Origin of the sequence: Bradyrhizobium sp. 31Argb, from assembly GCF_043638955.1 — a bacterium.
Taxonomy (GTDB): domain Bacteria; phylum Pseudomonadota; class Alphaproteobacteria; order Rhizobiales; family Xanthobacteraceae; genus Bradyrhizobium.
This window is the reverse complement of sequence record NZ_JBEGDB010000448.1, coordinates 1-3,919: the sequence shown is the minus strand read 5'-3', so window position 1 is coordinate 3,919 and position 3,919 is coordinate 1. Positions and strand designations below refer to the sequence as shown.

General features: G+C 55.1%; 2 protein-coding genes and 2 pseudogenes. 3 read left to right on the top strand and 1 reads right to left on the bottom strand.

Features of this window, described 5'->3' with window-relative positions; translation table 11 throughout:
- Positions 1-234: 234 nt before the first annotated feature.
- Both xopAG and AAFX91_RS39715 read left to right on the top strand, forming a co-directional pair.
- Entirely contained in the window at positions 235-1,788 is a 1,554-nt protein-coding gene (gene xopAG / locus AAFX91_RS39720; RefSeq protein WP_394570130.1) for a XopAG/AvrGf1 family type III secretion system effector, read from the top strand.
- 673 nt (positions 1,789-2,461) lie between these two features.
- Complete coding sequence (locus tag AAFX91_RS39715) at positions 2,462-2,842, top strand: hypothetical protein (protein WP_394570129.1); 381 nt, start codon at positions 2,462-2,464, stop codon at positions 2,840-2,842.
- Here AAFX91_RS39715 and AAFX91_RS39710 read toward each other — a convergent pair.
- A pseudogene (locus AAFX91_RS39710) lies at positions 2,843-3,049 on the bottom strand (transposase domain-containing protein); the annotation flags it as partial.
- 475 nt (positions 3,050-3,524) lie between these two features.
- Here AAFX91_RS39710 and AAFX91_RS39705 point away from each other — a divergent pair.
- Positions 3,525-3,848 (top strand): annotated as a pseudogene (locus AAFX91_RS39705) (recombinase family protein); the annotation flags it as partial.
- Positions 3,849-3,919: the final 71 nt, after the last annotated feature.

Genomic DNA, 3,919 nt, shown 5'->3' with positions numbered 1-3,919 from the left:
TCGGCCGTCGCGTTTCATGCCGATAGCATACACCAACGCCGCAACAATGTCGCCTATATTTCTGACCTATGAGTAAGAGCGAGTTCGAGAGTTGGCGGCAATCGTTGAAACGTGAGATGGATGGCGGCGTCATTTCGACGCATTGCACACGTTACTCGACGCAATAGTACTGTCCCAATCGCTGCCAGATGCCGATTCAGTGGCCACAATACTCTTACTGAGAGTTAAGGAACAATGCGGATCACAAACAGTCAATCGGGAATGGTGTTGCAGACAGCGCAACGTACCGACATCATCTCACCACAGAGCTTGCTGGTAACGCCGCACAGGGCCAAAGCGAATACCAATGCACCGACCAATTTTCCTGCCTCTCGACAGATCGCTTCTGGTTCTCGCGAGTCAAATCAAAGCTCGACATCCAGTGGCGGAGAGGAAGCACGCGGGAGCGGCAACTTGCTGGGTTTTGCCCGTCGCGTGATGAAGTACGCTTTTGGGATGGCCGGAGCGGCGTATCTCTATAACAAAGCGGCCAATGACTTTTTCCTCTCCACTACGTCCTTGCACGACGGAAAAGGGGGGTTCAGCAGCGACACCAGACTCATCAAGGCCCAAAAACAAGCGGAAAAATACTATCAAGTTCATTGCGCCCTCACCGACGAAGAGAAGGCCCATATCGGCAATCAAATTAAAGCCTCAGGAATTGTTGGAAGTAATCATTTCGCGTCCATGGTAGACTACCGTGCGGCGACCAAGGTTCACATCAAGAACCTGGTAAATACGGAGCAGGCACACGACTCCATCATGAAAAATATCAAATGCCTCGTAGGGCGTGAGATGACATTTGAGGGTATTTCAAAACATGCCCCGACGATGGTGCCGGAGAGCTTAGATTTAACCAGTTCCCCGCAGTACCTCAGGAAAAATAAGTACTCCCTGTCAGGGGTTAAGAATGAAGAAACCGGTTCTACGGGTTATGCATCAAGAACGATAACAAGGCCGTTCATTGAGAGAGGGTTAAATGATTTCATTGAAAAAGTTGAAAGCGAAAGATCTCTTTCACCCAAGGAGGCCGTTGAAGCACTGGAAGCCCACCTCAATGGCGACAGGCGCCTTTGTGACGATGCGCAACTTGTTGCGGGCCAAGCATTTTTAACGTTCAGCCGGGTCTATGAAAACAACTGGGGAAGTGCTCACAAGGTTTTGATGCCATATCTTCATGAAAAGGGATGGCTGTCTCTGGCGGAAAACAAAAAGATGGGAATGACTAGGCCATTCGCTCGGGAAGATATGGAAATGGGCTTACTCAGAAGAAACACTAGTGTGATGGGCCCATTTTTTCACGACGCATCCGTCCATTTGCATAGAGCACTTTCGGGGATGGGGCTGGTACCATCAAAAGATTTCTCGCACAGGGAGGTCAGAGAGATGCGATACCTTCCGATTTCTCATTTCAAATTGAATGATGTTGGAAATGGATTTGAAGACTGCTCAGGTCTAAGCGACTCTTTCACATCATTCAACGTTGCTGTTTGCATCAATCACGCGAGAATGATGAATGGCGAGGAGCGATTATCAAAGGATGATGTGGTGGCACTTGTTGGCTGTCTGAATGCCGTGTTTGATAATGCGAGCGGGGTCAGACATACGCTACAAGAAAACGCAAGAGGATGCTTTGCCGGGGCCGGATACGCGACGGAAGACGGGGACGACTTCTACAGAAATGTATGCAAGAATGCATCCGATGAATTTTATTGCGGCAAAGCGAGATACCGTAATGGCCACCTGTAAACGACGGCAGCTGCGCCGCCGGCAGATAATCCGCGATGCTGCAAGACCTCGGCAGACATCAGAACCAGCAACTGCAAGCCCCTGAGGCCACGATCGAGGAGTGAGCTGGCCCCGGTTGTCTGAACAGCAATTCCGCGTCGATAAGTGGAGCTTCTGCCAGAGTTAGGCTGCCGCGCGGAACGGCAGCGGGTTGAAGTAAGTTTGATCCGGGGTGCCGCCGTCAAGGCTCGAGTGGGGACGCCGGCCATTGTACAACAAGGCTCAAGAACGCCCACAAAACCGTTCTTCGCGAGGTTCTTTATCGATTTCATCCCTGGTTTGGCCGCCGAGTTTGCGTTCATGGAAAGGTCGAAAAAGCTGATGATGTTGCTTTCCGCTGCTCTCTGGAAGCGGATCGATGGTTGGAGGTTCCAGCATGGATGTTCGATCGGGCGTCATGCGCTGACGCCGAGCTTTTGGCAGCTCAGCCGTTTGTCAGTGAGCGTCACGAGAGGATCACCGTGCCCGGCCTTGACTTGCGCGGAATGCTTTGGATTGGCCGATCGAGGTGATTGACGCTGCCGTTGTGTGATGATGGGGTGATCGCGGGTTGGAGCGGGCAACGGGGACCTCGGAATGACCAGCGAGTCGCAGCTACGCGAGAAGCTTCGGAAGATCGAGGCGTTGTTCGCGGGTGCCGGAACTGCTGGTGAGCGCCTTGCGGCGGAAGCTGCGCTACAGCGGGTGCCGTGCCCGGTTCGAGGAACTGGCTCGCCACGATCCGCCGATCGAGCAGCAATTGTCACTTCCTGACCAATGGTCGCGGCAGCTGTTCTTGGCACTTTGCCGCCGGTACGGGCTGCGGCCGTTTCGTTATCGCCGCCAGCGACGCAACACCGTGATGATCCGTGCGTCACGCGGCTTCGTCGACAAGGTTCTGCTACCGGAGCTCACCGAGCTGGAGAGGGCGTTGCAAGTCTATCTGCACGAGATGACGCTGCGCGTGATCCGCGAGGAGATCTATGACGACGCCAGCGATGCGCAGGAAGTTCCAGATGCCTTGCCGTCGAACTGATCAGGCGGCAAGCGTTGCCTGCGAACTGTCGCGCTCGGCCTTCCAATTCCACGGCAACAGCATGTGCAGCTGATTGATCTTTGTACGGCCAGAGACGATGCGCTCGAGAACATCGGTCAGATAATGCCGCGGGTCGATGTCTTGCAGCTTTGCCGTGTTGATGAGCGACGCGAGAATGGCCCATGTCTCGGCGCCGCCTTCCGAGCCGGGGCCATAGTGCCGGGTTTCTGACATTCGAAGCCGTGATCGCCTATCCGTACCACCCGCTGGTCGGCCGGACGGTCCTGGTGACCGGCGACCATGAGCACGACGGTGTTCATTATTTCCTGATTCGGCAACCGCAGGGCGGTACCTTTCAGGTGCCGAGCTGGATGTTCGATCCGGCGGCATGTTCGATGGAGATTGTAACGGTTCCGCGCCTTCCCGTCAGCCAACTCCTTCACTTGCGTAGTCTGGTTGATCATCTCGTAGCCTGTCGTCCGGAGGAAGAAAGCCCCGGAGGATTCGACAATGAGAAAGCAGTGTCGTGCGCAAATGGATCTGTTCCTTCCCCTAACCCGGCCCGGCGATATGAGTGGCGCCGAACGCCAGAAGGCGGTGGCGCTTCTGCGAGTATTGCTAACGGAAGCGGCGGCGAAGCCGGCCAACGAGCCTCAGGCCAACGGCAAAAAGGGAGCAGGCAATGAGTAAGATCACGCCCGCGCACCTCGCCCGTGCCGCTTTCGTGTACATCCGCCAATCCACAGCGTATCAGGTCGTCAACAATCTCGAGAGCCAACGACGCCAGTATGGCTTGGTCGAACGGGCGCGGCAGCTTGGCTGGGAAGACGTCCAGCTTGTCGATGATGATCTCGGCCGATCCGGTGGCGGAACGGTCCGACCGGGTTTCGAGAAGCTGCTGTCCGCGATTTGCGAAGAACGGGTTGGCGCCGTGGTATCGCTCGAGGCATCACGCCTTGCCCGGAACGGCAGAGATTGGCACACGTTGCTGGAGTTCTGCGGCCTAGCATTACAGTTGTAATTGACTGAGGATTCTGAATCCATGGGCAACCATGATTCGAAGATCGTGGACGCAGG